The organism is Marisediminitalea sp. (assembly GCF_984433645.1).
The window spans coordinates 1-25,046 of sequence record NZ_CFIDRX010000050.1 but is presented as its reverse complement, the minus strand read 5'-3'; the positions used below and the strand labels follow the sequence as shown (position 1 = coordinate 25,046).

Below are 25,046 nucleotides of genomic sequence, written 5' to 3'. Positions count from 1 at the left end.
ACTTACCTCGCCGCGGCCAGACAGGCCAAATACCGGTGGGTAATGGATACCAACTGGCGTTCAGTCGCGCCTATGGTGAACGCCTATAATCGCTTGTTCTGGGGCAATCCTCTCAATAAAACGCGCCGCGATTTGTTTGATTTTGAGATTGGCTATGAGCCTGTGAATGCCAGTCCAGGTGCAAAAGCGGCCAGCGTGCCGCTGAGTGATCCCAAGGCCGACAGAGCGGCGCTGACGTTTTTATTGTTACCACAAGACGATGAACAAACCGATAGCCCGCCGACTGGCCCTAAAACAGCGCCGCCGAGAGGTGAAGTCCGCATTGAACAGGCTGAATTGCTCACCCGGGAAATTTTACGGCTACTTAGTGAAGTTACCTTAGGCACAAAGCTCACCCAACCCGGCGACATCGCGATTCTGGTGAAAAACGGCAACGAGGCGCGCATTGTTCAGCAATCTTTGTCACATCATGGATTACCCAGCGTGTACCTGTCGAATCGCAACAGTCTTTTTGAAAGCGCTGAAGCGGTTGATGTGCTGCGTGTACTGGACGCCATCTGGCACGCCCACGATATGCGCCTGGTACAGTCAGCCTTGTCCAGTCCGCTTATTGGTTTACCTACCACCAAAGTACATGAGTTATTGCAAAATGACGATGCGGCCGATTGGGATGCGCTGTTAACCCAGTTGAGTGAATGGCGCGCAATATGGCAACGACAGGGTGTGCTCAGCATGTTGCTTGGCTTACTTCAGCACCAGTACATGCCACCAGAAACGGGAGCGGAGCGCAGCCTGACTAACTATCAGCATTTGGCGGAAGTATTGCAGGACGCCGCCAAAGGGTACCCTCAGCCAGGCCACCATTTGAACTGGCTACGCAGGCAGGTACTCGACCCGGGACAGGCACAGGAGCAGGTTCAACGACTGGAAAGTGATGCCCGACTCATTCAGATTGTGACACAACACGGCTCCAAAGGATTGGAATACCCCATTGTATTTGTGCCTTTTGCGTCGGAATACCGCGACCCGACCCGGTTTGGCAATACGCTGGTAGATGTCGTGCGTTATTACGATGAGAGTGAGGGAAAACAACAGCAGGTACTGGGGCCCGGTCCGCAATTGCTGGATAGAGTCAAGCGCGAAGCCGATGCAGAAAGTATGCGGTTACTTTACGTGGCCATTACGCGTTCATCCCACCGCTGTTATCTGGGCGTAGCAGAGACCTTACAAAGCGAATTGTCGTCGCTGGGTAAGGTGTTGGCGCGTGCCCAGTTTACCAGTTGGGAGGCTGCTATTCAGGCACTGGTGAACGAAGGGGAAGGACACACAGCTTGTATATCGTCAGTAGATAACCGGGATTTGACGTTACCGCCTGAGCCAGCAGTGTCGCTGGCATGTCAGCGATTCGAACGCGCGCTGGACGATCCATGGCGGTTGTATTCCTTCTCGGCGTTAACCCGACAGGTCGCCCATACGCGTATTCGTCAGCGCGAGTCTGAAATCAATGAGATCACAGCGCCAGAGCCGGTGGTGTCGCCTGAACAAAGTGAACTGCTCAGATACACCTTGCGTCCGGGCGCGCAAAGCGGGAATTTACTGCACGACATGTTAGAAGAACTGGATTTCAGCGAACCGGACTGGCTGGAAACCGCCCCGGTCATTGCGCAGCGCTATGGCATTGATGCTCACGAGCAGCCGGCACTGTTTGAGTGGCTGGAGGACGTACTGGATACCCCGTTACAGGATGTGTTTCAGGGTGATAGTTTCAGCATGAGTAGCTTGCCGCTGCATGACACACTGCGGGAGGCCGAGTTTTACTTCCCGCTTAACGCGGTTAAGCGCCACGCGCTCAGTAAAGCGCTCGCGGAGCACAGGGCTGCTGTGCTTGAGCAACCGCTGCCAGTAAATCTGGAGGGGAGCGCCCTGGCGGGCATGATGCACGGCTTTATCGATTTGATATTTAAACGCGGCGATCGCTATTACGTTGCCGACTATAAATCGACCTATCTGGGCGTCGGGGAGCACCATTATCAGCCAGATAATCTGGCCCTCAATAACATGCAGCACAATTACGACCTGCAGTACCTTATATACAGCGTGGCGTTACACCGTTTTCTGGCAAAGCGTATTCCTGACTACGACCCGGAGGTGCATTTTGGCGGCGTGTATTATTTCTATCTGCGTGGCATGTCGACGCAACACAGCGAACACAGCGGCGTGTTTTATCATCAATTGCCAGTGAGTACGGTGCTGGCAGTGGAAAAAGCCCTTACCGGCAGTCAAACACTGGTTAGGGCTGGTTCAAATACAGGGAGCGCAATGTGATGTATTCAGGATTCTCCCAATGCAATGCGGCGCTCACAGATATTGAGGCCATTGATTTTTATTTCGCGCAAACCTTGTGTGATTTGCTGAAACAGGACTCGGCCTTCTCCGAAACCGATCTGACGCAAGCGTTTCATGTATTACTGGCATTGAGTGTAAGCCAACGTCAGGGTAATGCGTGTTTAATACTCGACGATATTGCTGACCAAACGCTGTTTACTACGCCGGAAAAAGCCGATTCCGGTTGGGAGTTTTCGTCTTTGCCGAGTTTGCTTGCATTAGCTGGCGGGTTAGCAGCATCACCGTCGTTATTCGGTAAATTGCATCTGATTGATAACCGTTTGTACAGCGCTCGTTATTGGCAATTCGAACAGGATATCAAAGCCGGGATCGCGGCAAGGTTATCGCCTGTTCCTCTTGATGACGAGCAATATCAGCGCGTTGCGGATCTCTGGCCTGCGTTGTTTAATTCGAAACCCGCAGCAGAACAGGACTGGCAGCAGGTCGCGACTGCACTCAGTTTGAATCAGCGTTTCGCGATTATCTCCGGTGGACCAGGTACCGGTAAAACCTACACCATCGCCAGGTTGCTGATGGCTATGCAGTCGGCCTGGAACGGTGAGTTATCTATTATGCTCACAGCCCCCACTGGTAAAGCGGCCCAGCGTTTGTCGGAGTCCATCGATGCGGCATTAAGCACTTTTATGGGCAACGAACCGTTGGCCCGTCTGGGCGATAAGGTACGTCAGCAAGCGATGACACTGCACCGGTTGTTAGGCATGCCGCGCTGGGGCATTAATTGTCGGGTCAACGCCGACCGGCCGCTTAATGCGGACGTGGTTGTGGTTGATGAAAGCTCCATGATTGATCTCGCGCTGATGGCGCGGTTGTTCAGGGCCTTGTCGCCCAATACCCGTATTATTCTGGTAGGCGACCCCAATCAGCTACCGTCGGTAGAAGCGGGCAATGTGTTGGGTGACATACTGGCCGCAGTCCATAAAAGCGCATGTGACACGGTATCGGCAAGAGCTGCAGCACAATTTGCTAAACTTTGTCCGCATTTACCGGCCCTTAATACAAATGAAATTGATAGTCCGGATTGCCATTTCACGCTGATTAATGCGCAACGGTTTGGGGGCGATTTGGCAGAGGCTGCCGGCGCGATTTCTGCAGGTGACGCGCAAACCTTGGTCGAAAGTCTGGATGTGGTGAAACCGCAGTCCGTGGTCAATCTTGAGGGCGTGTCACGGTGTGAACCGCAGAGCCTGGAAAAGCAGTTTGCACAAACAGCGAAAGCCTGTTTTGAATCTATTAATCAGGCCGGAAGTTTAAGCGATGCGATGCAGGCGTTGCAAAACGTGCGCTGGTTAACGCCGTTTCGACAAGGCGAGTTTGGCGCCATAGCGCTGAACGAACGTATCGAAACCCTGATGTCACCAACGGGGAGCGCCGGGCAGTTTTACCGGGGTAAACCCATTATGGTGGTGGAGAATCACTACAGTTTGCGGTTATTTAATGGTGATGTCGGGATTGTGTGGCCTGCAGCTAATGGGCAACTCAAAGCCTGGTTTGTGGGGGATAACGGCGCCTTTCGGGCGGTCCCGTTGACCCGGCTACCGCGATTTGAAACTGTGTATGCCATGACAATTCACAAATCCCAGGGCTCAGAGTTCGCGCAGCTATTGCTGTGTTTACCTGAACCGCCTTCTAAACAGGCGGCAGCGATTTGTACCCGCGAACTGGTTTATACCGGCCTGACCCGGGCTAAACGCGGTTGTATGATCATGGCTGAGCCGAGTACATTGCGCAGTGCCGTAGCGTTACAACAGCGCAGAAAAACCGGTGTTAAGCAGGCGTTAGCACCTCTGTTTAACGGCTTATCCGATGGCGTTTAATCGCTTTCGATGAAATACAACAGGCAGTCGCTTTTGGCAATGTCGCTACGCGTCGTTACCATGAAAAACTTCAGCGGTTTAGTGACGGTAAGCTGGTTGTTGTCGGCACTGAAATAGTGTTCAACCAGCTCACCCGCCTGGTGTCCGCCAAGACGAAAATGTTCAAGTTTTTCGTGGTCTACCCAGCCCAAAATGTCGCCGGGTTGTGTGGTACCAAAGTTGCGCTGTTCAATATCCTGACGAATGGTAATACTGGCCCCAAACACGGGTCGCTCGGCAAATGCCAGGGTCGCCTGTTTGTGTATTTCAAGCCGGCGAGGATGCTGCAGGATTTCGATATCCTGACGAGTCTGGTAAACATCTTCGGCAGATAAAAATGACACCAGGCCTTCGTAAGCATTAATATGTGCACTGTCATCCTGTGCACCGCCAGCCTCTATTGTGACAATCGGGCAACAAAAGGGCACTTCCATGACGGCCCCCAACTCAATATCAGTATGAATAAACCAGCGGGTAAAATGCGAAGCCAACGCCTGGTGCATAGGTGTTATTCGTCGGCTAACGCTAAACGCCGGACCACTGCCTGAGGTATTGTGAACATCCACGATGGCTTCAGGTGCCAGGTCAACAAGGTAGTCGATTAACTGCTTTGCCAGGTGGCCTTCGTCACCTGTGTAAGGTGGTTTAAAACAACGATTGATGTCTTTGTGTTGTGGCAAAGCCCGATAACGAAAACCGGGAGCGGCGATAGCCGCGGGCACAGAGACAACGAAGAAAGTGGTGTCGGCAAGGGGCTCAAACTTTTCTTTGAGTAATTTGTACAGCGCAAGAAAACCCGAAGGCTCGTTGCCATGCAGCAGTGTGAGAACAGCGCGACGTCGCCGCGTTTTGCCTTTTAATTTAATGATCGTCGGGCCCTGCAGGCTTTCTAAAAACTGGAAACTGGATGTCGGTAACTCAAGGTCTTCTGCATTAAGCAGTTGAAATCCTGGTATCGTGGGGGTGGCAATGCGTGCAAATCCCATGATTACTCCCAATTGGCAACGGGCTGGCCGTCGAGACTGCGTTGATAATATTGCCGGCATAATTCAGGCAGCACGTGGTGGGGCGCAAGATTAGCACTCAGGCGCTGAAATGCGCTGAGCTGCCAACTGGCGCCGGTTTGTCGGCTTGCCAGCCGGTGTTCAATAATATTCAGATAATGGTCGCGCTCCGTCTTATCGATACCTATTGACGCCAGGCCCTCATCAGCGCGGGGTAATAAGTCAGCAATGACATCTGTCACGCGCTGCTCAGACAGTCCTTGTTGGCGCTGCTGTGGCCAAATAATCCGGGCATTCAACCCGTATTGTGCACAGCGATAAAAATTGTGCTCTGCAAAACGAAAAGGCAGCCGGCGAAGGTAGGTTTCACATTCGCCAGATAATGCCTCAACCAATCCCACCTGTAATGCGGCGTTGGCCAGCATGTCATCAATCGTTGGGCCTGCCGGCAAACTGCGGTATTCGATTCTGACGTGACCTTTTTGACCGGGTTGGAGCACCGCCCTGTTCCAGCTCCACACCGTACCATGGTGAAGCAAGAGTTCACTGAATGGCTGAGCCGATTCATCCATTCGTTCAGCAGTGACCGGCAGAATTGGCGGGTAAAGCGCAACACTCTCGGTGAGACATTCCGCCACGCCCTGACGCAACCAGCCATTGCCAAAGTTGACACGGGCAGGCTGGCGCCACCGACCGGTTGCATGGTCGCGATAATCAATGGATTGTTTAAACAGCGCGATTCGGGTTTCCTGCCACAAGCGTTTTCCCAGGAAAAACGGCGAATTCCCCGCCAACGCAAGTACTAGAGGCGTGGTTAGCTGCGCGGCATTATAGTATTCAGTGAATTGATTTGCCGGTACGCGATGATGAAACTGAAACGAGGTGTTAGCGCCTTCCAGTGTGACCTCTTCGCATTGCGTTCTGACGGTGTCCTGCCCGTGAATATCGATTTGGAACGGGCCCTTATTGAGCCCCTTTAGCGCGCTGGTCAGGGCTTTGTAACGCGGACGGTTGGTTAAAAAATCAAGGGTAAGGTGGTGGTTTGATAGCGTAGGCAAAATGCCGATGGCAACGGCATGGCCATCATACAAACTCGCGGTTTGGTCAATAGCCCGGGTGCCCTGGCTTAGTTGACGCTTTAAATGGGTAAAAGGCTTACCACGGGCGTCGACCGGGTCAAGGTTATATTCAATGTTGTACTGATTAAGCTCTTCCTGCAGACCCGTTACTCTGGCTTTTCCAAGCACCGCTTCGTTGAGAGCCGCTGGCATAAAGTGCCGGTCGATTAGGTACATCTCAAGCTCAGCGCCAAAACTTACCTCAGGCCGGTTATAACAAGGCTTTTCAAGCTCTCTTTCAATTTGAGCCAGTTGCTCGTGCAGGCGACGCTCAAACAGGGTTGTTTGCGCCCGGGTAACGTCGTGTTGATGAAACTGTAAGCCCATGCTCGCTTTTTAATGTAACGAATTTGTAATGATTGAAGAGTAGCGAGTGACCTGATCTCGCGTGTTGATACAGATCAAGCGTGTTTTTAGTTACGGGATTCTGATGTCCGGTGGGAAAGAGTTTGCGATCTGGATCAATTTTTCGCGAAAAGTGACTTTTTCATCCGCATTGTTGGGGCATTTGTCACTTGCGCATGGTGTTGGTGGGAAAATTTGGGTAATTTGGTTTTAAACACGTCTGCAATGCGTTTGCAGTATAACAATGACATCACCACGGGAAACGGTTCGGGAGGAAAGGGTGCGCATACTCATTTTAGTGCTCAGTGCTTGTTTGTTGAGTAATGTGGCTTTGGCTGCAACCAGCATAAAAACACTGACAAAATCCATGCAAAAACAAGACGGGTTTATTCCTGTTTTTTACGACAAGGAAAACGACAAGGTTTATCTTAAAATCAGTGCGTTCGACACGCCACTGTTGTTCCAGTCGAGCTTGCCACATGGTGTGGGGTCGAATGATATTGGGTTGGATCGCGGTCAGTTGGGCGCAACGCGGTTGGTGCAGTTCGAGCGTTATGGCAACAAAATTCTGCTTAAGCAACTGAATACGGATTACCGGGCCAGTGCTGAGAATCCGGCGGAAAAAGCCAGTATTGATGAAGCCTTTGCTGATTCGGTGATTGCTGGCTTTGTGATTCAGGCGGAATCAGACGGTGCGGTGGTGATTGATTACACCGAGCAGTTATTCAGCGATATTCACGGCATTGCCGAAAGACTAAAAAGCAGAAAGCAGGGCACGTTCAAAGCTGATCCGAAGCGCAGTGGCGTGTATTTACCGCGAACCAAAGCGTTTGAACTGAACACGGAGCTTGAGGCGCTGGTGACATTTGGTGGACAAGGGACCGGTGCTTATCTTCAGCAGGTCACACCGGATGCGGATGCCGTTACCGTGCACTTACATCATTCGTTCGTGGCACTACCTGACGATGGCTATGAGCCACGCGCTTTTCATCCGTTTTCAGGGTACTGGAAACACGCTTATCAGGACTATTCCGCGCCCATTACCGAGTCCATGGAACAGGCGTTCATTCGCCGCCATCGACTGGCTAAAAAAGACCCGGGGGCTGCGATAAGCGAACCGGTAGAACCGATTGTTTATTACCTCGACCCGGGCATTCCAGAACCGGTTATGAGCGCATTACGCGATGGTGCAAGCTGGTGGAATCAGGCTTTTGAAGCCATTGGTTACAAAGATGCGTTTCAGGTGAAAGTGTTACCGGAAGGCGCCGACCCTATGGATGTGCGTTATAACGTGATCAACTGGGTACACCGCGCTACGCGTGGCTGGTCATACGGCTCATCGGTGGTTGATCCGCGAACCGGAGAAATCATCAAAGGTCATGTCACACTGGGCTCACTGCGGGTGCGTCAGGACTTTCTGATTGCACTGGGCTTAACCAGTCCGTTCACTGACACGGGCGGTGATGTGTCAGCCCAACGTGAAATGGCGCTCGCGCGTATTCGTCAGCTTTCTGCCCACGAGGTCGGTCATACGCTGGGTATTGCACATAACTTTGCCGCCAGTGAAAACGGCCGTGAGTCGGTAATGGATTACCCGCATCCAACCATTACGCTGGATGGCGATAGCATTTCCCTGGACGATGCTTATGACGTAGGCATGGGCGCATGGGATGACTATGTAATTGCTTACGGTTATCAGGATTTTGCCGATGACACAGACGAGGATGCTGCATTACAAACGTTGGTGACTCAGGCGCGTATGGCCGGATTAAAATACAAGTCCGACGCCGACGTGCGCGCTTCTCACCACGGTTCAAGTGACGGGCACTTGTGGGATAACGGCGCTGACCCTATCGAAGAGTTTGATCACTTGTTAGCGGTACGTCAGGTTGCCCTCAACAAGATGGGTCTGAATACGTTACCACCCGGTGCGAGTTTATCGTCGTTAGAAAATGCGTTAGTGCCTGTGTATTTGCTACACCGATATCAGTTAGAAGCGGTGGCCAAGCAGGTAGGCGGCATTGAGTATGAATACGAAAATAAAGGTGATAACAGCAGTGCCAAAGGCGTAAAATTTGTGGCGGCAAGTACGCAAAACGACGCTATGATTCGACTGATTGATGCCTCTGCCCCGGAGGTTCTGTCGCTACCTAAGTCTATTATTAAGTTGTTGCCACCGCCCACCTTTGCTGAAGCGCAAACACGCGAACAGTTTAATGGCAGAATGGGCCGGGTGTTTGACCCGGTGAGCGCTGCGGAGAGTGCGGCAGCGTTCAGCCTGTCATTACTGTTGCATCCTGAGCGTCTGAACCGGTTGGCTTATCAGCACAGTTTGCAGGCAAGTATTCCTGGCGTTGATGATGTGGTACGCAAGATCTTGTCGGTACATTTTTACCGCAAGAAAGAAGTGACCAGTAACCTGGCGATGCGACTACAAATGGTCGCCGTACAATCGATTATTAAAGCGTTACTGGCCAACGACACTGCACCGGAGGTTAAACTGGCCGTTACCGCTGAATTAATGACACTAACGGAGTGGCTGGAAGACGAAGACGATGTGGCGCATTACCGCGCGCTGGAGCATTATCTGAATCACTTCTGGGATACCGGCACATGGCCGATGGCGTTTGAGCCGCAACCCTTACCACCGGGTTCGCCTATTTAAGAGTTTATAAGCGCCGCCTCTGCGGCGCTTTTTTGTTGGCATATAAGCCTACGACTTCTCAGTAATCGTGACGTAATTGGTGAAGCACTTGTAGAGCTGCGTACCGCTGAGTACAGAAGCAGAGGGAAAGTGCAGCATGGGAATGAGATCGCAAGGAGCGGTAATATCGACGCTGCCTTGCTCGTTGTCCAGTTCATCAATGTTGAGTACTTTTGCAAGCAACTCACCTTCCTTCACGTGCTGGCCGGGCTTGGCGCAGTATTGGACCATGCCGCCCCATTGGGTAAACAGGGTTTTGTAGTCACTTAAGTTCACACCAAGGCGAGTCATATTTGCCGGTTGTAACTGACTTTCCGGTAACAAGCCTTTCGCTGTCAGGTAACTTAAAATGCTGGTAGCATCGATTTCACCTTCGTCAAAATCGATGACTTCCTGACTGCCCATTTCCAGCGTAAAGGCTTCGACGCCGAAATCTACCTGACGTTTGTCGCGTTCATTCAGCAAATTAGTCAATGTCCACCAGGGACAGAATGTGGCCTCGTCCAATGCACCGGCAAACACATTGGGTATGAAAATACAGTGCGGAAAGTTAAACAGGGTAGCACTGGCTTTGGCATATTCGGGAATGTAAATGTGCCGGGTCGACACCGGACCATTATGCAAATCCAGCACATAGTCTGCATCAACGGCCATTTGTTGCAGGCGCAGGTTGAGCTGCTGTGCCAGACCCAGTCCCCAGGGGCTGGCTAGTTTGGTTTCTATGGCCTGGCGCCAGTGATTTCTGAATCGTTGTTTTACAGACGCAACGGACTCTTCAGACGTTACCGTTTTTGCAAACTCAGCGACTTCGCTGGCATCGTAATAATAGCCTCTGTTCCAGTTGGTGCCGTTAACCGGGTCAAAACGGCCCAGAGTGTATTCTCCGGCTTTAATATTGGTGCCTACCGGGTTGCAATTCGGAACCAGAATGATTTCACCACTGATCGGCATGTTTTGCAGCCACTGGATCAAGTGGTAAATCACCACATTGCCCTGGACTTCCGCACCGTGAATGGAACTTTGGATATACACTTTGGGGCCAGGACGTTTGCCTTTGATATGATACACGGGCACGTTCATAGCGCGGCCCGAGGCATTTTGGGCTACCCGGATATGTGATTTATTCACGGTATTGATCATCGTTCAGGTGTTCTCTTTTTGTTTTCCCTGACACACAGGGCAGTGTTGATTAGTCGGGATGGTAAATTGAGCCCATTGCATCGAGCGACCATCGTAAGTATGCAACACTGCGGCCTGGGTAGGGGATTGGTTAATCAGGTACAGTAGGGCTATATGAGCTTGCTGCGTGCCAACCATATTGACTACCGGAGAGAAAATACCGGCTTCCGTGCAAGACAAATCTGACGGTTGCATTAGCGCACTCAAACATCCGTAGCAGGCGCTTGATTGCGTTGGGTCGACCAGCATAAGCTGGCCTTCGAAACGAATGGCCGCGCCGCTGACCAAAGGCGTTGCGTGTTGGTAGCAAACCGCATTGATGGTTTCGCGACTTTGCAAGTTGTCGGTGCAATCCAGCACGATGTCATGGGCAGGTATCAACGCTTGTAGCAAGCTGTCATCAGCCCTTTTTGATAACGTCTGAATGGTACACTCCGGATTAATAGTATAAAGCCTGTCCCGGGCGGCTTGTACTTTGCGCATGCCAATTTGCTGATTGCTGTACAAACACTGTCTGGGCAAGTTAGTCACTTCTACAATGTCTTCGTCTACCAGTGTGAGGTGGCCAATGCCGCTACTGCACAATTGTTGCGCCGCACTACAGCCCAATCCGCCAATACCAATAACCAATACCCGGGCCTGTTGCCAGCGCTCCTGACCGTCGAGGTCAATTTGCGGGAGCACAATTTGCCGGTTATAGCGCAAAGCCTGGGCATAACGAAGGGGTTTTGGCATAGTTAGCACTTTGATAGCGTTACAATAAAGCGCATAATGTACCAAATTTGACAGTCTGGTCGCAGCAGAATTTTAAAGGACGTTTATGACTACCGAAGCTTTACCCGTCAATATTGCCATTCTTACCGTCTCTGATACCCGAACCCTCGACACCGATACATCAGGGCAATATTTGCAGGAAGCCGTTGAAGCCGACGGTCACAAAGTGATTGCCAGAGAATTGGTTGCAGATGATATCTATCGTCAGCGTGCAGTGGTGTCTGCCTGGATTGCCGACCCGGCCGTTGAGGCTGTAGTGGTTACGGGAGGAACCGGCTTTACCGGACGAGACTCAACCCCAGAAGCGTTGCGGGTGTTGTTTGACAAAGACGTTGACGGCTTTGGCGAATTATTCCGTTATTTGAGCTATCAGGAAATCGGGACGTCCACCGTACAGTCACGAGCCATCGCGGGTTTTGCTAATCGTACGGTCATTTTCTGTTTACCTGGCTCAACCGGCGCTTGTCGGACGGCGTGGGAGGGCATTATTCAGTCGCAGCTAAACAGTACCCATCGCCCGTGTAATTTCGTAGGCCACCTGAAAGGAACCATGTAAATGGGGTTGTCACATGTAAATCGTCAGGGCGAAGCCAATATGGTGGATGTCAGTGACAAAGCGGTGACTGCCAGAGAAGCCATAGCACAGGGCACCTTGTTGCTTTCTCAGGAAGCGTTTGCTGAAGTCAGTGAGAATCGTGCCGCTAAAGGTGATGTGCTGGCAGCTGCACGTATTGCTGGTATACAAGGCGCTAAACAATGCGCCAACCTGATCCCTTTATGCCATCCATTAGCACTAAGTAAAGTGGATATCACTTTTGAATTTGATGCAGTATCGCCCAGCATTGTGGTGCAGTGCCGGTGCAAATTAAAAGGCCAGACTGGTGTTGAAATGGAAGCCCTTACCGGTGTTAATGTTGCACTTCTGACCTTGTTCGATATGTGCAAAGCGGTCGATCCCAATATGACAATGACCGGCATTCACGTGCGGGAAAAACGCGGCGGCAAAACCGGAGACTGGCAACATGGTAACCGTTAAGTTTTTTGCACAAGTCAGGGAATTGGCTGGCGTGGAGAGTCTGCAAGCCCCGTTGCCACAGCCCGCTTCCGTTGATGCGTTACGCAATCAGCTTATGCAGCAGTCGCCTGCGCTGAACGAGGCATTGCAAGGCAATGTGCTGATGGCACACAACCAATCGCTCTGCGACGGAAACACGGTAATCGCAGAGCAGGATGAAGTGGCGTTCTTCCCGCCTGTCACCGGAGGGTAATGGTGTTCGCACGGGTACAAAACAACGACTTTTCTCAGCAGCAGCTTTACGATGAATTAGCGGCTGATTCGGTGTTACAAGGCGCTGGTGCCATTGTGACATTCACCGGTCTGGTTCGCGATTTTAACGCACAGGGCGGGATCCAGGGGATTGAACTGGAGTATTATCCAGGCATGACGGAATCCGCTCTGGAGGCTCTATTGGCGCAGGCATCACAGCGTTTTGATATTGTTGACGCCGGTATTGTTCATCGGGTTGGCAAGCTTGCGAATCATGCGCAGATCGTGTGGGTAGGCACGGCCTCTCAACACCGTGAACAGGCTTTTCTAGCGGCGACATATATCATGGATATGCTAAAGCAATCGGTCCCAATCTGGAAAAAAGAGTGGCAAGACCACGAGGCTTGCTGGGTCGCGGCCAAAGCCGATGACGATAAAGCGGCAATGCGGTGGTTAAGCGCAGAAAAAGGGCCTTCATGCAACAAAGCGTAAAAGGATTGCCCTCCCTGATTGTGCTGGCTGTCGGTCTGCTGTGGCCTTCTGTGTTGATAGCTGAAAGCACGCCACAACCTGTCACGCTGAATGTGGCTGTGGCGGCAAATTTTGCCAAACCGCTCGCCGAACTGGCTCGTGACTACGAAACAAAAAGTGGCAATACCGTTCGCATCACTGTTGGGTCCAGTGGCGCACTGTTTGCCCAAATCGTGCATGGCGCGCCATTCGATGTGTTTTTGTCTGCTGATGCAAAGCGCCCCGATGCGCTGGTAGAGCAGGGCCTGGCTCACACTAAAGACGCCCTGATTTACGCACAAGGCAGACTGGCTGTAGCAGGCGCAAATGAAAACGGCCTGAACGCATTACGCGACGCAACTGACGCAACCCGTATCGCCATCGCCGATCCAAGACTCGCGCCATACGGTAGCGCGGCACAACAGGCGTTAACGGCAATGGGGCTATGGTCGCAACTGTCTGCGAATCTGATACGCGGCAGCAATATTCAACAAACTCTGCAATTCTGGCAAACCGGCAACGTTCAGTTAGCGATAGTGGCGGCGTCTCAATGCATTGGCTACCAGCTCAATTGCACGTTGATTGATGCGGGCTTACACCAGCCGATTATTCAGAAATTGGTGGTAGTGAGTCGGTCAGCGCAGGTCTCCGCCGCCCGAGAGTTTGCCGGCTTTATGGTGTCTGATGACGTCCAGCAACAGTTAACGGCGTTAGGGTATTTACCGCTAGCTGCCAGTGCAGGTAAGTCATAATGGATATTCAGGCATTGTGGCTAACTGCCAGACTGGCGCTGGTGTCAACGCTTATCCTAATGGTCATTGCAGTGCCGCTGGCATGGGGATTAAGTCGCTGGCAGGGCGCGGGTAAAGCGCTGGTGCAAGCTGTCATTGCGTTGCCATTGGTGTTACCGCCTACCGTACTGGGCTTTTACTTGCTTATCGCGTTTTCGCCAAATAACGCGTTTGGGCAAACTTGGCAGGCGCTGTTTGGCACGCCGCTGGCCTTCACCTTTGAGGCGCTGGTAATAGGCTCCGTTCTCTATTCGTTGCCTTTTGCTGTGCAACCCCTTCATGCCGGGTTCTGCCAACTGCAACCGGCGTTGCTGGATACCGCCCGCATGCTCAAATTGCCGGGTGTTGCCCGCTGGCGCTACATCGTTTTGCCAGCTATTGCGCCTCATGCACTTATTGCAGCCGGCTTAAGTTTCGCGCATACCATCGGAGAATTCGGGGTTGTGCTGATGATTGGCGGCAATATTCCCGGTGAAACCCGCGTCGCCTCCATTGCGTTATTCGACCACGTTGAAGCACTGGACTACACACAAGCGCATCAACTTGCTGCAGTGCTGCTGATTATCTCGCTAGCCATGCTGGCTATGTTGTATTGGCGGCAGGGCAAAGGAGGTATGCAATGGCGTGTCATGTAAGTTGTCAGCGCGGTGATTTTACATTGTCAGCGCGTCTTACGCTGGGGCCTGACATTGACTGGCTCGGCGTTGTTGGGGCGTCTGGCGCTGGCAAAACGTCGTTGTTGCGATGTCTGGCCGGGCTCGAGTCTGCGGCGCAGGTTGAAGGTTTTGCGTCCTGGGCTCATCCGGCCGGGGATAATATTGTGTTGGTTTCAGCGCAAACACCGCTGTTTCCTGCTTTGAGTGTGGAGGAGAACCTGCAGGTCGTCGCCCGGTATAACGGTGTGACTGATGAGAGCTTTCAAAGCGTGGTTGATGATTGCGAATGCAGGCATTTGTTAGCCAAAGCCGTTACCGCGCTGTCGGGCGGAGAAACACAGCGTGTCGCGCTAGCCCGGGGCCTGCTGGCAAATCCTTCGGTATTATTGATGGATGAAAGCACCAGTGCCATGGACACAAAATTGCGAACACGGGTTCTGCATAAGCTCAAACGCCGCACTCAGGGTCTCTGTAAGGTGATTTGGGTGAGCCATGACTGGCAGGATATAGCCCGGTACAGTGATGAAGTGGCGGTACTAAGACAGGGTAAAGTGACCATTCAGGACATGCCGGCAAACGCACTTTCACAGGCAGAGGCAAGTGAGCCAGTAAGTGCATTGCAAGGCTGTTTACTTCAAGGCCCGATAGTAGAGCATGAAGATGAATTTACTGTTTTTGCGGTAGGGGAAAACAAAGTGGTTACACGCGCGGTGGAGCCGGGGGAGAAAAACGCGAGTTTATTGGTGGATGCCCGTCAGGTTTTGGTGTCTCGAAACCCCCTGGCGCCTGCGCAAATAGGCTACGTTAACCGTTTGCCTGTGCAAGTTAAAAGCCTCGATACCGATTCCGAGACAGGTGTTCAGCGACTGACTCTGAATTGTGGCAACCAGACGCTTTTTGCGTTGCTTGAAGCCCCTGCCGCCCGACATCTTGCCATACAGTCAGGAGAAGCTGTATATGCGTATTTTGGCGCTGGCTCACTGCCTGAACCTGCGCGCGCTTAAATCACCCGCGAATAGCGTTGTTGGTGTAACTGACCTGCCAGGTAAGCGTCAAAACTCATGCTGATAATGCGAATTAACAACCGCGCTTTAGGCGCTACTTCGATGGCACTGCGTGACAAACCTACCAATCCATCCAAAATAAACGGCGTCAGTTTGTCGAGTGATTCTGAAAAATAGTGGTGAAAGTCGATGTCCCATTTGGTTTCGATAGCATCGATGTCCAGATACAGATTACACATCAGCGCCAAGATCACATCGCGGCGAATCATGTCGTCGCGACTCAGCTGCGTACCTTTCACTACAACAGAATTTTGCGAATCCAGTGCGGCGTAATAATCGTTAAGGGCCTTGGGGTTTTGCCCGTACATGTCGTAAACCGCAGAAATGGATGAGACGCCCAATCCCAGCATATCCAGCTCGCCCCGGGTGGTATAGCCCTGGAAATTACGATGGAGCTTGCCTTGCTGTTGTGCAATAGCCAGTTCATCGGATTGTTTGGCAAAATGGTCCATACCAATGAGGGCATAACCCGCCTGTGTTAGGCTGGTCATCGCCAGCTTCATCAGCGCGAGTTTAGTTTCTGCACTGGGAAGCCAGGCATCTTTTATTTTGCGTTGCGCCGCAAAACGGTCAGGTAAATGCGCATAGCTGAACAGCGAAATACGCTCGGGATCCATGGCTTTAACGGCAGCCAGTGTCGTTTTAAAGCTCTGTTCAGTTTGGTGTGGCAGGCCATAAATCAGGTCCAGGTTGACTGACTCGAAGCCGGTTTTTCGCGCATGTGACACCAGCTCAGCGATATGAGATGTACTCTGCACCCGGTTGATGGCCTGTTGTACGTCGTAATTGATATCTTGTACACCTATACTCAGGCGCTTGTAGCCCAGATTTGCCAGTCCGGTCAGATAGACTTCATCGACATGGCGCGGATCAATTTCAATGCTGCACTCAGCATCGACCTTAAACGCAAAGGCTTGCTGTAACATTGTCATCAGTCGGGTGTGTTGTTCAATAGTGAAAAAGCTCGGTGAACCACCGCCTAAGTGCAATTGGCCTACTTTGTAGTGAGCGAATGCCTTCTGTCGCAAGGCGATCTCTTTGGCCAAATAGTCCAGATAACGGTCGGCTTTGTCGGCATGTCGGGTAACGATTTTATTGCAACCGCAGTAGTAGCAAAGCTGGTGACAAAAAGGAATGTGTACATATAGCGACAACGCGTTGGTCGGGCTGTCAGCCGCAGCTGTCAGTAAACTGGTATCGTTGACTTCCGTATTGAATTCCAAAGCGGTGGGGTAGGAGGTATAGCGAGGACCATTTAAATTGTATTTGCGTAGCAGGGCAGGGTCAAAAAAGTCAGGCGTTGGGGTCATGGTTGGCTCGGATCTCATTACGGTAATATTGTTGCAATGAGGCTAGCCTAACGGAATGGCCGAGATCTTCCTTGATCTCGTTCAATAAAATACAGGAATCCTTAAAATTGTGTGCGCACGGTAACGCCGAAGGTGCGTGGCATACCCGGATACGCCATGATTTTTCCGGTCTGTACCGGAACATCAAAACCATTTTTGGCGACGTAGTCAGTGTCGAACAGGTTCTTACTCCACAGAATAAGCTGGCTTTGCCAGGCTGGGATTTCCCATAACCAACTGGCGTTTACGATATCGAAAGCGTCGACGTGTTTGTACGGGTCATTAGTGTCATCAAGGAACAAATCCCCCGTGTACTGATAATCCAGTCGCAGGGTAGTGGGGAAACTGAACACGTCAGCATAATGCTCCACACCCAGGGTGTATCGGGTCTGCGGTTCAAAGCCTACCCGGTCACCAGCGCGAGAACAGAATGGGTCTGAAGGCTGTTGTCTGCCCGGGTCGCCGATGCCTGTATGCCAGGTATAAGCAACCCAGCAACTGCCGTTATCAAATTCATCAAAATGTGCCAGTGTGCGGGCGAAATTAAGCGTAACTTGCGTACTGGCGAGCGGTAGCCAGGTTAAGTCAACCTCCAGGCCTTTTGTCTCGATGGTGCCGGCATTTTGCAAATTAAATCCGGTGCCGGTAAAGGTAGTGGCCTGAAAATCGTCAATATCGGTGCGGTGAACCGCAAGGTTGATCCGCAAATCCTGCTCTGGAAAGTCTTGCTTTAATCCCAGTTCCAAGGCATTGGATTTTTCCGGGTTAAATACCGGGTTAAATCCTGGCGCAATGCGATCAGTGTTAATACCGCCGGATTTAAAGCCATTCGCCCAGGACGCATAGATTAGCTGATTAACTGCAGGTTGATAGCTTACTTTTACAGTGCCACTGACGTTGTTATACGACAATGATTCCTGCATGGGCGGACGAGGCAATACCGATGCCGTATTTAAAAAGTAGAATCCCCAGCCGGCCGTTTGAAACGGTGCGACTGCTGCCAGTGATGCGGAGTCGGGCAGGGAGCCAGAGCCTAGTGCTGCGCCAATGGCTGCAAGCGCCGGACCCGCTGCAAATGGATTGGGTATGTCAGCGGGATCCATCGACAAGCCATCAATGCCTGGCCCGGTTTCGGTGTATTCGCCGCGCAGAGATTTGTCTTCACGGGTAAATCGGAGCCCCGTTGTCAGCGTCCATTCCTCAGCAAACTGCCAGTCTGATTGTGCGTAAAGTGCAATGCTGTCCTGGGTTTGATTGGCGGTATGATAAATATCCGTGCCGCCTGGCGTAGCAGCGGCAGCAGGCGCAATGAAGCCGCCCGACAACGCACTTAACGTATTCAGGCCTTCAACCAATGGCGTTAGTTCGCTGGCACTTGCCGTAAAGAAGGTAGGAAAGTCATCGCCAATATGATTGGTAAACGCCAGATCCAGTTTTTGGTGAAAAAAGAACGCACCAATAATTGCGTTGAAATCTGCCCGGCTATAGTGCAACTGCAATTCTTGCGAGACAGCCTGTTGATCAGCGTCATTGGTCGTGGATAACAAATCAGCGTCACTAAAATCCGTATCCGTATAGTCATAGCTATCGAACTGACGATAGGCACTGATAGAAACTAACGACAAGCTATGATTGACTTGCCAGTCAATCTGGGCAGACAAGCCTTTGTCCTGCATGCGCGAACGCGGAGAGTCAGACAATGCCGTTTGGAAATTAAAATAGTGTTCGCGGGTATATAGCGTTGCACCTAATAGCGGAGAGCCTAAAAGCGCATCGGTGCCTAATTTGCCGGGAATGGCGTTAGCCTGTGTATTGTCCTGCCAGGTCAGCGCCGCGCAGCAACGTTCATCCAGTTCTGCGTAATCGGCAATGAACCTGACTGATACATCGTCGTTCGGTGTGAACCGGGCCTGTAATCGAATACCTGAGCGGTCGCGGTTATTGAGTTCGGCGTCGGGGTGATTAACATCATCTACCCAACCATCGCGTTGTGAACTAAATCCGCTCACCCGAAATGCTAACACGTCTTCTTTAGCTGAAAATGAGCTGGCACCGCTTATATTCAGCATGTTGAAATTGCCAGCGCTTAATTGAAAGAACCCACTGTTGTCGAAGTCGGGGGCCTGTGTTTGCATAACGACAGCACCTGATGGCGTGTTTTTACCGAATAAGCTGCCTTGGGGGCCGCGCAGAATTTCAACGCTACTGATATCGACCAGGTCGTTGATCACTGAGTTTTGACGTGCGCGGTAAACACCGTCTACATAAAGGCCTACTGAAGATTCAAAACCAAAATTCTGAGAAGACGTACCAATGCCTCGAATAGCAAAAGCACTGTTTGTGGCACTCTGACTCTGGAATGCTGACAGCGTTGGAACAGTGCGTTCAATGTCAAAAATATCGAAGGCGGCCTTCTCTGCGAGCACATTTCCCGAAAGCGCAGTAACCGCGACGGGCACGTCCTGAAGGTTTTGGGGGCGTTTTTGCGCACTAACTTCAATGACTTCTAATTGTTGTTCGTTGTCTGCCAGAGCTTGTGCTGTCATTACAACTGACGCTAATGGCAGAGCGGCGACTAATTTACGCATCCGCACAGCAGAGGCATGCCGTTTTGTGATCATTGTGGGGTCCTGTAATTACTTCAGTACAACAAAGTAGGCGCAGTGTACCCCAATTAAATGACAATAGAAGTGTCGGGTGATGATAAAAGGGCGCTAAATGGAATAAGCGATGCAAAAAGCATTGCAGGCTTTATAAGCCTGCGCTATTGGGGGAGTATTAACGTAATTGCGTTAGTGCAGGTAAGTGCAGCGTGCGTGCTTCGACATTTGCATCGAAGTGGTTAACCTGCGAAGCCTGGCTGGTTTGAGCGCGAAGCAACAACTGTTTTACGGGTAGGCCATTGGCACTATGACGGGCTTTCTTAGTCATTTGCACCTGACTTTCTTTTGCGGTTTGCATTTCCGTACCGGAATGATCATCTGCGTTTACAAACGGCGCGACGACAATGAAGCTGGCAGCAGTTAAGTATTTCATCATGGTTTTCATATCAGACATCCCCAAATGTTCTGTACATTTATTAAACCCCATCCTGCATAGCAGGGGTATGTTGTGGATCATACATGCGTATTTTTTTTAATACGTTATTGTGGAAATGATGGAACAGCATACCTTTATGGCCGGCTTTTTCGCACCAAAAAGAAAAGGCGCACTAGGCGCCTTATCTGCAAGACGTCTCCGTCTTGCTACCATGTTGACTGGTGTCATGAACACATGGTTTCACGAAATTCTTATAAACGGTCAGTCAGGACCTGAGCAACAGCGTGGTCTTGCAAGCCATTTTCATTGATCCATGCTTGCAGAGTCTTGCCATCTTTTTCTGGTTCTTGCAGGTCACGGCTTGGCATTTTCTTAACCAGAAGCGTACCTACTTCAACCGCGTCGTTAGAGATAGCAGTGCGGATCAGGCTCTGACCGTTGCATGAAATACCTGTGTAGTAATCGTGCAGTTTCAGGCGGTAATCCGATTGAACTGAACGCATTTTTTTACGCAGTTCGCCTTTATCATCAGCACTTACGATAGTGCAGATGTTAGCCAGAGCTTCGTTTACGTCAGCTTGTGCAGTAGCAGATACACCCAGGCCAGCAGTAACAATCAGAGCAGCAGTTTTAGCAAATTTCAACATGGTTAAATCCTCGTTAGATGTTTTTATGTACGTAGCAGTTCGTTTGTTTGTTGAGGCTATTAAAGCGTCTAAAATCGAATGAAAAAACAGCAAGCACCATACATGGGTATATTAGGTAATACGTTATGGAGTGAGTGCGCGGGGGCGTTGGTTTTGAATACTAGCCACGTTATTTGCTATAAATGTAATAGTATCAAACGCTTATGTGTTAATTAGTTGTAGTGCCTTTTGTTTGCTGAGAGTATCCAAAGATTTTTTTTTATACCTCACATAAATATTGAATTCGCGATATTTACTGTATTTTTCAAAAAAATACTATTGACCAGAGTTAATAAAGGTGACTTGTCTAAGAAAAAATGACTGAGAATTTGACGATTCCCTGATGCTCAACAATGCTTATTTTATTCAACTTTCTTCTATCACGTTGTTTGTTATGAATGTTGCCTATGAGCTTTGAACAATTACAGACCGCATTTGCGTTGTCTTCACGCCTTATTGAGTCCAAAACTTTTCACGATTTGAATGTAGCGCTGATTACGATTCTTAATGAAATAGACACTATCAATGACGTTTCATCATACGAGATATTGGGAAACCGAGCGGGGGCAGGGGCGGATGTTGAGCCTCTAATCAGAAAGTTTCCTTTATCGTTAGACGAAAACTTTACCGATGAATATCACGCTGTGGTGAGATATGTGTATAAAGAAGGAACCAGTGGCGTCGGTAAACACGTAATCGGGGACCAGGCGTTTATCAGTATTTACGTTAATAAAGACGAACCACCAGAGAAGTTGGTATTGATCCAGGGCGCAGTGTCGGATTACCACTATGAAATTGTTAAAGGCCTGGCCAGTATTTATGAGTACCAAATCAACCTGTTTGACGTTAAAGAAAGGGATCTGCTGACCAAGTTGCACAACCGTCAGACATTTGTCACGACACTGGAACAGGTCTTAAACTTCTATCGAGGGATAACACCCACCGGAAAAGGCTCTTACATGGCCATTCTGGACATTGATCACTTCAAACAGGTCAACGACAAATTTGGTCACATGCAAGGCGACGAAGTGCTCATACACTTTGCCAATTTAATGCGTAAAGCATTTCGGCATGCTGATTTTTTGTTTCGCTATGGCGGAGAAGAATTTGTGGTTATTATTAACCAAACAGATGAAACAGCGGCACTCGCGTTACTGGACAGCTTCCGTTTAAGTGTAAAACAGTTTAGTTTTCCCTCAGGTCACATAACGGTGAGTATTGGCGTTACTGAAGTCAATTCGTATACACCCATCCCCACAATGATAGAAATAGCAGATGAAGCATTGTACCTGGCAAAACACAACGGCCGGGATCGCATTGAAGTACTGAATAGAAGCACCAAAAGCGTGGTCGACAACGATATAGAGTTTTTTTGAGCAGGCTTTGGTGGTTAGGCAGAGAACTAAAATCTAGCAGAAAAAATAAAGGCGCCTTTCGGCGCCTTTTAATGCAGGGGACTGCTAACCTCCCTGCAACCATGTTGAAATGGTGACATGGTTATCATGCATTTTGTACAGTCGCTTATAGACGACTCTCAAGAACCGAAGCAATTGGGTTACTTTGGTGACCGTTTTCATTGATCCAAGCTTGCAGAGTTTTGCCGTCTTTTTCAGGCGTTTGTAGCTCTTTACTTGGCATCTTCTTCACTAGCAAGGTACCAACCTCAACTGCGTTGTTTTCAATTGCAGTGCGGATCAGACTCTGGCCATTACACGAAATACCTGAGTAATAGTCGTGTAGTTTCAGACGGTAATCTGATTGAACAGAGCGCATCTTCTTACGCAGTTCGCCTTTGTCGTCGGCAGAAACGATATTACAGATATTAGCCAGTGCTTCTTCAACATTCGCGTGTGCCGTACCGGAAAACGCCAAAGTGGCTGTAGCAATAACTAAAGAAGTCTTAACGATTTTCAACATGGTCAGCTCCTAATTACTAAGCAGTATTAATGGTTTAAGTCAGTTTTGTTGTTTTGTTTTGTTGAGTGAATTAAACATCGAAAGCGGCTATGGATAAATGGTATGTGACATACTTAGGTATTTTATTAGATACCAAATAGCTAAGGTTTTCTTCATGCCTGATGTGTAAAAAGTTATTTAAAACAATTGCTTAATCTCGTGCCACGACAGCTTTCGCTGTCTGTCAGTTTGTTGATTTATCGGTGATTCACCTGGTTTTTAGAAAGAAATAAATTTTTATGTTTATGATTTATATTGATTTTTGTATTTTTTGACGCTTAAAAAGAGAAGCCTGTTAGGGGAAAGGACGATTATAACAGGCTATACATATAGGCTTTACTAAGCCGCTTCCGAGTTTGGCGGGGCAGCTTGAAATGATTCCGCGGCCTTAAATAACTGTTCGCGTACCCATTTGTGTGCCGGGTCGTCGGTTGCACTCATATGCCAATAAATATAATAACTGGTCGGCTGCATTGTGAACGGCAGTTCAGCAACAGCCAAATCGTAATGTTTGGCCAGATGATATGGAAGACACGCAATCAGGTTGGTTTTAACTAATACACTGGGTACCGTTAAAAAATGATGGCTTTGCATCGCCACACGACGTTGATGACCTAATTTAGCCAGTTCAATATCAATAGCGCAATCCAGATCTTTACGAGGAGCAATTTTGATATGACCATAGTCTAAAAACGTATCCAAGGTTAACGCTGTCGAAAAAGCTGGGTGTTCAGGCCTGGCTACTGCAACCAAACGGTCCTCGGCAATTTTTCGTTTTTGCAAATAGGGATCGGTAATGGTGGCGCTGTCTGCGTAGAAATCGAGTTGACCACTGGCCATTGCATTAGTGACATCGACGCGTGCGATATCATAGTTTGATATGGCGATATGTGGCGCCTGGGCTTCAATTCTTGCAATAAGCCTGGGCAATATACTAGCTTCTATAAGGTCCCGACAGGCGAATTGAAACGTTTTTTCCGCAATGGAGGGATCGAAATCATGGCTGTGTTGCACACTTTTTCGCAATAGCTCCAAAGCCTGACGTGCGGGGCCGATAATGTTTTGAGCAACTGGCGTAGGTGTCATTGTATGGCCAGTGCGTACAAACAGTGGGTCATTGAGTAGTTCCCGTAAACGCGACAGTGAATTACTCACAGCAGGCTGAGTGATACAAAGAATATCAGCTGCTTTCGTTAAATTACCCGCTGTGTAAATGGCATCAAACACGGCGAAGAGATTTAAATCAATTCTGTTCAGATTCATAATTAGGGCGCCTTAATTCGCGAACGCCCTTAATGTATCAGTAATATTAATATTTAATCAATTTTTTCATTAGTTTTACGTATCATCCGACCAGTTAGTCAGGGTTATTATCAGCGGTTTTGTCCGAATACTGGCTCAGGTTATTGTCCTTAATGACTTGTCCCAGAGTTTCTCCCCCCTTAGCGCCAAAATCTAGTGTACGGATAGGGAATGGGATCAGGATATCCGCTTCATTCAGGGCTTTTTGTATCGTTACAACCGCTTTATGCCTTGCAATCATAAAGCCGGGCTCACCGGGATAGTCAATCCAGAACCAGACGAGCAGGTTGACGCTGCTGTCACCAAAAGACGCCGCAAACACGCCGGTTTCCTCTTTATCTACAACAAAATCCAATTGATTAATCGCATCGGTGATAACACTGGCGGCCTGCTCCGGATCGTCGGCGTAGGAAATCCCTACAGGAACTTCGAGACGTCGCTTACCGTTGACGCTGTAATTAGTAAGGATGTTCCTGAACAGGATTTTATTGGGAATAATTTCGCGTTGACCAAAAAATGTCATTACATGTGTATTGCGCAGGTTAATAGCTTCAACGGTACCAAACACACCTTCTGCTTTAATCACATCGCCAATTTGAAAGGGTTTTCTTACCCCCATAGCAATACCCGCAATGAAGTTCTCTGTAATGTCCTGGAACGCAAAGCCGATGGCGAGGCCAACAATACCGGCACCTGCCAATAACGATGTAACTGTGCCGCGCAGGCCAATAAAGTCCAGCGCAATGAATATGCCTGCCGTTGCGATAGCAACACGAATAATCGAAGTCAGTAAGCTAACAATTTGCTGAGAATCAAACGTTCTTCGAAGAACGCGTTGGCTGAGCTTACCGATTACCTTTGCGACAACGCCAAATGCTATTGCAATCACAATGGCGACAGCCAGGTTGGGTAAGTGCTTAATGCCCGTTTCCATCCAGACTTGCAGTTTTTCGTTTATCAGTTGCCAGAAGGTTTCAATACCGGGGAATTCCATTAACATTTGCCTCTTATAAAACGTTTTTGCATTACCGTATATCAGCAAG

General features: G+C 49.8%; 22 protein-coding genes. 11 read left to right on the top strand and 11 right to left on the bottom strand.

Annotated elements, in window-relative coordinates:
- Positions 1–2,325 (top strand): 3'-5' exonuclease (locus tag AC4MRN_RS08615; RefSeq protein ID WP_491203039.1); only part of this gene is annotated, 2,325 nt, incomplete at its 5' end.
- Positions 2,325–4,220 (top strand): exodeoxyribonuclease V subunit alpha, encoded by a 1,896-nt coding sequence (gene recD, locus AC4MRN_RS08610; protein WP_491203040.1) that lies wholly within the window; start codon positions 2,325–2,327, stop codon positions 4,218–4,220. The genes AC4MRN_RS08615 and recD, both read left to right, overlap by 1 nt.
- Here recD and AC4MRN_RS08605 read toward each other — a convergent pair.
- The gene (locus AC4MRN_RS08605; protein WP_491203038.1) at positions 4,217–5,245 is read right to left on the bottom strand and encodes a M14 family metallopeptidase; all 1,029 of its coding nucleotides are present in this window, start codon (positions 5,243–5,245) and stop codon (positions 4,217–4,219) included. The two genes, recD and AC4MRN_RS08605, sit on opposite strands and share 4 nt — an antisense overlap.
- A gap of 2 nt (positions 5,246–5,247) precedes the next feature.
- On the bottom strand, positions 5,248–6,708 hold the full coding sequence (locus AC4MRN_RS08600) for a glutamate-cysteine ligase family protein (RefSeq protein ID WP_491203037.1): 1,461 nt from the start codon (positions 6,706–6,708) through the stop codon (positions 5,248–5,250).
- 262 nt (positions 6,709–6,970) lie between these two features.
- Between AC4MRN_RS08600 and AC4MRN_RS08595 the strand changes: the two genes are divergently transcribed.
- Positions 6,971–9,391 (top strand): zinc-dependent metalloprotease, encoded by a 2,421-nt coding sequence (locus AC4MRN_RS08595; RefSeq protein ID WP_491203036.1) that lies wholly within the window; start codon positions 6,971–6,973, stop codon positions 9,389–9,391.
- Positions 9,392–9,439: 48 nt separating this feature from the next.
- Here the strand turns inward: AC4MRN_RS08595 and AC4MRN_RS08590 are convergent, their stop codons facing one another.
- The gene (locus tag AC4MRN_RS08590; RefSeq protein WP_491203035.1) at positions 9,440–10,570 is read right to left on the bottom strand and encodes a M14 family metallopeptidase; all 1,131 of its coding nucleotides are present in this window, start codon (positions 10,568–10,570) and stop codon (positions 9,440–9,442) included.
- Between the two features lie 3 nt (positions 10,571–10,573).
- Positions 10,574–11,344, bottom strand: a complete 771-nt coding sequence (locus AC4MRN_RS08585) for a HesA/MoeB/ThiF family protein (protein ID WP_491203034.1) — start codon at positions 11,342–11,344, stop codon at positions 10,574–10,576.
- 85 nt (positions 11,345–11,429) lie between these two features.
- Between AC4MRN_RS08585 and moaB the strand changes: the two genes are divergently transcribed.
- Genes moaB through AC4MRN_RS08550 form a run of 7 tightly spaced genes read left to right on the top strand, consistent with a single transcriptional unit; the run spans position 11,430 to position 15,611 of the window.
- Positions 11,430–11,939 (top strand): molybdenum cofactor biosynthesis protein B, encoded by a 510-nt coding sequence (gene moaB / locus AC4MRN_RS08580; protein WP_073321878.1) that lies wholly within the window; start codon positions 11,430–11,432, stop codon positions 11,937–11,939.
- Positions 11,940–12,419, top strand: a complete 480-nt coding sequence (moaC, locus tag AC4MRN_RS08575; RefSeq protein WP_491203033.1) for a cyclic pyranopterin monophosphate synthase MoaC — start codon at positions 11,940–11,942, stop codon at positions 12,417–12,419.
- Complete coding sequence (gene moaD, locus AC4MRN_RS08570) at positions 12,406–12,651, top strand: molybdopterin converting factor subunit 1 (RefSeq protein WP_491203032.1); 246 nt, start codon at positions 12,406–12,408, stop codon at positions 12,649–12,651. Before moaC ends, moaD begins: the two co-directional genes overlap by 14 nt.
- Positions 12,651–13,142 carry a molybdenum cofactor biosynthesis protein MoaE gene (locus AC4MRN_RS08565; protein WP_491203031.1) on the top strand — a complete coding sequence of 164 codons (492 nt, stop codon included), beginning with the start codon at positions 12,651–12,653 and terminating at the stop codon, positions 13,140–13,142. Before moaD ends, AC4MRN_RS08565 begins: the two co-directional genes overlap by 1 nt.
- A complete protein-coding gene (modA, locus tag AC4MRN_RS08560) occupies positions 13,127–13,912 on the top strand; it encodes a molybdate ABC transporter substrate-binding protein (protein ID WP_491203030.1) in 786 nt (261 codons plus the stop codon). Before AC4MRN_RS08565 ends, modA begins: the two co-directional genes overlap by 16 nt.
- A complete protein-coding gene (modB, locus tag AC4MRN_RS08555) occupies positions 13,912–14,586 on the top strand; it encodes a molybdate ABC transporter permease subunit (RefSeq protein WP_073321863.1) in 675 nt (224 codons plus the stop codon). The genes modA and modB overlap by 1 nt, the downstream gene beginning before the upstream one ends.
- On the top strand, positions 14,571–15,611 hold the full coding sequence (locus AC4MRN_RS08550; protein WP_491203029.1) for an ATP-binding cassette domain-containing protein: 1,041 nt from the start codon (positions 14,571–14,573) through the stop codon (positions 15,609–15,611). Before modB ends, AC4MRN_RS08550 begins: the two co-directional genes overlap by 16 nt.
- On the opposite strand, the gene hemN is transcribed toward AC4MRN_RS08550, so the two are convergent.
- From hemN to AC4MRN_RS08530, 4 genes are all read right to left on the bottom strand, one after another.
- Complete coding sequence (gene hemN / locus AC4MRN_RS08545; protein WP_491203028.1) at positions 15,608–16,981, bottom strand: oxygen-independent coproporphyrinogen III oxidase; 1,374 nt, start codon at positions 16,979–16,981, stop codon at positions 15,608–15,610. The two genes, AC4MRN_RS08550 and hemN, sit on opposite strands and share 4 nt — an antisense overlap.
- Before the next feature lie 101 nt (positions 16,982–17,082).
- Positions 17,083–19,641 (bottom strand): TonB-dependent receptor, encoded by a 2,559-nt coding sequence (locus tag AC4MRN_RS08540; RefSeq protein WP_491203027.1) that lies wholly within the window; start codon positions 19,639–19,641, stop codon positions 17,083–17,085.
- A gap of 157 nt (positions 19,642–19,798) precedes the next feature.
- Complete coding sequence (locus AC4MRN_RS08535) at positions 19,799–20,068, bottom strand: hypothetical protein (RefSeq protein WP_139241545.1); 270 nt, start codon at positions 20,066–20,068, stop codon at positions 19,799–19,801.
- Positions 20,069–20,310: 242 nt separating this feature from the next.
- A complete protein-coding gene (locus AC4MRN_RS08530) occupies positions 20,311–20,706 on the bottom strand; it encodes a DUF3718 domain-containing protein (RefSeq protein WP_073321848.1) in 396 nt (131 codons plus the stop codon).
- Between the two features lie 446 nt (positions 20,707–21,152).
- Here AC4MRN_RS08530 and AC4MRN_RS08525 point away from each other — a divergent pair, with 446 nt between their 5' ends.
- Positions 21,153–22,121 carry a GGDEF domain-containing protein gene (locus tag AC4MRN_RS08525; RefSeq protein WP_491203026.1) on the top strand — a complete coding sequence of 323 codons (969 nt, stop codon included), beginning with the start codon at positions 21,153–21,155 and terminating at the stop codon, positions 22,119–22,121.
- 145 nt (positions 22,122–22,266) lie between these two features.
- Here the strand turns inward: AC4MRN_RS08525 and AC4MRN_RS08520 are convergent, their stop codons facing one another.
- The 3 genes from AC4MRN_RS08520 to AC4MRN_RS08510 form a co-directional block, all read right to left on the bottom strand.
- The gene (locus AC4MRN_RS08520; protein ID WP_255053456.1) at positions 22,267–22,662 is read right to left on the bottom strand and encodes a DUF3718 domain-containing protein; all 396 of its coding nucleotides are present in this window, start codon (positions 22,660–22,662) and stop codon (positions 22,267–22,269) included.
- Between the two features lie 378 nt (positions 22,663–23,040).
- On the bottom strand, positions 23,041–23,964 hold the full coding sequence (locus AC4MRN_RS08515) for a LysR family transcriptional regulator (protein WP_155014565.1): 924 nt from the start codon (positions 23,962–23,964) through the stop codon (positions 23,041–23,043).
- Positions 23,965–24,058: 94 nt separating this feature from the next.
- The gene (locus tag AC4MRN_RS08510; protein WP_487965055.1) at positions 24,059–24,997 is read right to left on the bottom strand and encodes a mechanosensitive ion channel family protein; all 939 of its coding nucleotides are present in this window, start codon (positions 24,995–24,997) and stop codon (positions 24,059–24,061) included.
- Between the last annotated feature and the right edge of the window lie 49 nt (positions 24,998–25,046).

Bases quoted from the DNA above. Each gene is read 5' to 3' on its own strand.
- AC4MRN_RS08525 (WP_491203026.1), top strand. From the start codon at position 21,153: ATGAGCTTTGAACAATTACAGACCGCATTTGCGTTGTCTTCACGCCTT.
- modB (WP_073321863.1), top strand. From the start codon at position 13,912: ATGGATATTCAGGCATTGTGGCTAACTGCCAGACTGGCGCTGGTGTCA.
- AC4MRN_RS08530 (WP_073321848.1), bottom strand. From the start codon at position 20,706: ATGTTGAAATTTGCTAAAACTGCTGCTCTGATTGTTACTGCTGGCCTG.
- AC4MRN_RS08550 (WP_491203029.1), top strand. From the start codon at position 14,571: ATGGCGTGTCATGTAAGTTGTCAGCGCGGTGATTTTACATTGTCAGCG.
- moaD (WP_491203032.1), top strand. From the start codon at position 12,406: ATGGTAACCGTTAAGTTTTTTGCACAAGTCAGGGAATTGGCTGGCGTG.
- AC4MRN_RS08565 (WP_491203031.1), top strand. From the start codon at position 12,651: ATGGTGTTCGCACGGGTACAAAACAACGACTTTTCTCAGCAGCAGCTT.
- AC4MRN_RS08520 (WP_255053456.1), bottom strand. From the start codon at position 22,662: ATGTTGAAAATCGTTAAGACTTCTTTAGTTATTGCTACAGCCACTTTG.
- AC4MRN_RS08510 (WP_487965055.1), bottom strand. From the start codon at position 24,997: ATGGAATTCCCCGGTATTGAAACCTTCTGGCAACTGATAAACGAAAAA.
- AC4MRN_RS08590 (WP_491203035.1), bottom strand. From the start codon at position 10,570: ATGATCAATACCGTGAATAAATCACATATCCGGGTAGCCCAAAATGCC.
- moaC (WP_491203033.1), top strand. From the start codon at position 11,940: ATGGGGTTGTCACATGTAAATCGTCAGGGCGAAGCCAATATGGTGGAT.
- AC4MRN_RS08585 (WP_491203034.1), bottom strand. From the start codon at position 11,344: ATGCCAAAACCCCTTCGTTATGCCCAGGCTTTGCGCTATAACCGGCAA.
- recD (WP_491203040.1), top strand. From the start codon at position 2,325: ATGTATTCAGGATTCTCCCAATGCAATGCGGCGCTCACAGATATTGAG.
- AC4MRN_RS08515 (WP_155014565.1), bottom strand. From the start codon at position 23,964: ATGAATCTGAACAGAATTGATTTAAATCTCTTCGCCGTGTTTGATGCC.
- AC4MRN_RS08540 (WP_491203027.1), bottom strand. From the start codon at position 19,641: ATGATCACAAAACGGCATGCCTCTGCTGTGCGGATGCGTAAATTAGTC.
- modA (WP_491203030.1), top strand. From the start codon at position 13,127: ATGCAACAAAGCGTAAAAGGATTGCCCTCCCTGATTGTGCTGGCTGTC.
- AC4MRN_RS08600 (WP_491203037.1), bottom strand. From the start codon at position 6,708: ATGGGCTTACAGTTTCATCAACACGACGTTACCCGGGCGCAAACAACC.
- AC4MRN_RS08595 (WP_491203036.1), top strand. From the start codon at position 6,971: ATGACATCACCACGGGAAACGGTTCGGGAGGAAAGGGTGCGCATACTC.
- AC4MRN_RS08535 (WP_139241545.1), bottom strand. From the start codon at position 20,068: ATGAAAACCATGATGAAATACTTAACTGCTGCCAGCTTCATTGTCGTC.
- hemN (WP_491203028.1), bottom strand. From the start codon at position 16,981: ATGACCCCAACGCCTGACTTTTTTGACCCTGCCCTGCTACGCAAATAC.
- AC4MRN_RS08605 (WP_491203038.1), bottom strand. From the start codon at position 5,245: ATGGGATTTGCACGCATTGCCACCCCCACGATACCAGGATTTCAACTG.
- moaB (WP_073321878.1), top strand. From the start codon at position 11,430: ATGACTACCGAAGCTTTACCCGTCAATATTGCCATTCTTACCGTCTCT.